At 55.1% G+C, this 2,381-nt stretch carries 2 protein-coding genes; both read right to left on the bottom strand.

Going from position 1 to position 2,381, the window contains the following annotated elements; translation table 11 throughout:
* The coding region (aceB, locus tag AAC083_RS22310; protein ID WP_108537745.1) for a malate synthase A at positions 1–1,259 on the bottom strand (1,259 nt) is incomplete at its 3' end.
* Between the two features lie 715 nt (positions 1,260–1,974).
* Positions 1,975–2,109 carry a hypothetical protein gene (locus AAC083_RS22305; protein ID WP_258224831.1) on the bottom strand — a complete coding sequence of 45 codons (135 nt, stop codon included), beginning with the start codon at positions 2,107–2,109 and terminating at the stop codon, positions 1,975–1,977.
* Positions 2,110–2,381 lie beyond the last annotated feature (272 nt).

The raw sequence follows: 2,381 nt of genomic DNA, 5'->3' as shown, positions 1-2,381 counted from the left end.
CCCGCCTCGGTGCGCTCACCCTCGCAGGGGGCCAGCAGGTCGGCAGCTGTGATGGGGGCATCTTGCTCGCGTAGCACGCCGATCTGGTTCTTGGCGCCAGCCGCAATGGTGGCATTGAACACCGCCATGGCAGTGTCGGCGAGGCCGGGGTGGGCGACCCAGGTACCATCATGGCCGTTGTTGGCTTCGCGCTCCTTGTCGGCTTTGACCCTGGCAAACACCTGCTCGTTGACGGCCGCATCTTTGGCCGGGATGAAGGCGGCCATGCCGCCCATGGCCAGCGCGCCGCGCTTGTGACAGGTCTTGATCAGCAGGCGCGAGTAGGCGCAGAGGAAGGGTTTGTCCATGGTCACCACCTGCCTGTCCGGCAGTACTCGATCCGGGTGGTTCTTGAGCGTCTTGATATAGCTGAAGATGTAGTCCCAGCGGCCACAGTTGAGCGCGACTATGTGATCCTGCATCTGATAGAGCAGTTCATCCATCTCGAATACGGCGGGCAGGGTTTCAATCAGTACGGTGGCCTTGATGGTACCGCGGGGCAGACCGAACTTGTCTTCGGTCCAGGCGAACACTTCGCTCCACCAGCGCCCTTCCAGATGGCTTTGCAGCTTGGGCACATAGAAGTAGGGGCCCGACCCTTTGGCCAGCAGCGCCTGATAGTTGTGCAGGAAGTAGAGGGCAAAGTCGAACAGGCCGCCCGGGATGGGAGTGCCATCAAAGGTGACATGTTTTTCCGGTAGGTGCAGGCCACGAACCCGGCAGATAAGCACGGCCGGGTTGGGGGTCAGGGTATAGGCCTTTCCTTCCGGGCTGGTGTAAGAAACGGTGCCGTTGACCGCATCGCGCAGGTTGATTTGCCCCTCGATCACCTTGTTCCAGGCGGGGGCCAGCGAATCCTCAAAGTCCGCCATGAACACTTTAACGTTGGCATTGAGGGCATTGATCACCATCTTGCGCTCGACCGGGCCCGTGATCTCCACCCGTCTGTCTTGCAGGTCGGCGGGAATACCGCGAACGGTCCAGTCACCGGCACGGATGTGGGCGGTTTCGGGCAGGAAATCCGGCAGCTCGCCGCCATCGATGCGGGCCTGGCGTGCCACACGTTGTTTCAGCAATTCCCCTCTTTGGGGAGCAAAACGTTCTACCAGTTCGGCGACCAGAGCCACCGCGTCCGGCGTCAGAATTTGCGCGTATTCGGGCAGCATCTCGCCCTGGATGCGAAGGCGGGCGCTGCAGTGGGTCTGAGCCGGTGCCGACATAAGGTTCACTCCTTTGAAAATTACATTTTGAACTTACTAACTACGACCAAAGTCGATCCCTGTTCTTTCAAACGTCCCGTAACGACGGGGTGACACGATTTATAAGGTGCGAAATATTGCTCTGCTCGTCAACCGGTTTTTTAAAACACTCGTTTTTGGGTTGTGGTTAAGGGTATGTTTTTAATGGCTTTATGTGATTAGCGCAAAAACTCTATGCAGATGGTTATGCGCTTGTTTTCCGACCCCTGATGGTGGTGTGATCCAGTGGGGATAATGAGGCTCGATATGTAATTTATTACGTAATAAAATTACAAATGCAAAAACAAATCCCGACCTAACTCCAAGCTTTCAAAAAACGGTTGTATGAAATGAGATCTTCGATCCCAGTGAATATCCAGATCCTGCCAGCATTGGCTAGTGAACGTTTGTTTAAAACTTGAGTTGCGAATGGGAGGCGAATGGGATTTACCCCATCAGCGAGGGCAAAGTGACGAGCAATAACGTAGGTTTGTATCAGCTTGGCCTGACAACACGCAGGGGGAGGGGAGGGTGATGAATAGTGAATACAACTGGTAATGTTCAGATATATAGCATTTTATTGTTATTTGTATCAGCCGCTCTTTCTGGCCCCTCGGGAGGATGCAAGGGTGGCGAAATTCACGGCTCAGTGGCCACACAATCCCATTGCGTGCCGGGGATCCCTTTAAGGGTGTGATCAGTAATCGTCGTCCGGTGCCGCCAGATCGACCACGTCGAGGCGTACGATCGTGCCGTATTCGTTATCGCCGAGCTCGGCGTTCGGTGGTGGTAGAGGGGTCTGGTCGGGTTGTGTGTCAACGGTTTGCGTCATGGGTGCTTGCCTTGTTGGATTGCAAGCCGGTTGGTGACTCCATCACCCGGGTTTCCACCTCCCTGTATCCACTGCCGGCGGAAAAGTGGCGTATCCTAGCGATACTTTGAGTGGGTTTCAAGTGGTTCTGAGTAAAAAGCGTGCCGCTGATAAGTGATGGCTCTTTGGGCAGGGCGTTTTGCAGGACAATAAAGATAGGGCGCTGGCAACGAGGCAAAAAAATAGGCTCTGTCCCAATTACGTGTTGAAAGGCTAATCTTGAAGTAGGCCAT

It is taken from the genome of Aeromonas sp. HMWF014 (assembly GCF_963878295.1).
GTDB classification, from domain to species: Bacteria; Pseudomonadota; Gammaproteobacteria; order Enterobacterales; family Aeromonadaceae; genus Aeromonas; species Aeromonas popoffii.
This window is presented reverse-complemented; position numbering and strand designations above follow the sequence as displayed.

Bases quoted from the DNA above. Each gene is read 5' to 3' on its own strand.
- AAC083_RS22305 (WP_258224831.1), bottom strand. From the start codon at position 2,109: ATGACGCAAACCGTTGACACACAACCCGACCAGACCCCTCTACCACCA.